Below are 594 nucleotides of genomic sequence, written 5' to 3'. Positions count from 1 at the left end.
AATAGAGCCGCCGTCAGAATGTAAGCCGATTTGATGTGCGCATATTCAGACTCGTCGAAACGCTCTTTTTGAACGCGAGTCATGTAAAGAATATCGAGCTCAGGAATTACCGCTTCCATTTCTGTGTGTAGGCTGTATTCAATGCCAGCTTCATCGAGTTCTTCGCAGATGTACTCTGGCATCGCCAATGCGTCTGGAGCGACAAAGTAGAAGCGGATGTTATTGAACTTCGCCAGTGCTTGAGTCAGTGAGTGAACGGTGCGGCCGTATTTTAAATCGCCGACAAATGCCACGTTTAGGTTGTCTAAGCGACCCTGCGTTTCCGCGATGGTGTAGAGGTCAAGCAGAGTTTGTGTTGGGTGTTGGTTAGCACCGTCGCCCGCGTTAATCACTGGAACGCCATTCGAAAACTCGGAAGCAAGGCGCGCTGCACCTTCTTGAGGGTGGCGCATCACAAATGCATCGACGTATGAAGAGATAACTTGTACAGAATCAGAAAGCGTTTCCCCTTTCTTCGCCAGAGACGTATTACCATCGTTATCAAAACCAATGACATCACCACCAATGCGTTGAATCGCGGTCTCAAATGACAAG

Annotated in this window: 1 protein-coding gene; it reads right to left on the bottom strand. The window is 48.7% G+C overall.

Going from position 1 to position 594, the window contains the following annotated elements; translation table 11 throughout:
- On the bottom strand, positions 1–594 hold a 594-nt coding region (gene pyrB / locus R7093_RS26630), incomplete at both ends, for an aspartate carbamoyltransferase (RefSeq protein ID WP_318147203.1).

The sequence above is a fragment of the Vibrio sp. 1580 genome, from assembly GCF_033340055.1.
Note: the sequence above shows the minus strand (reverse complement) of the source record. Positions and strands in the feature narration are given on the sequence as shown.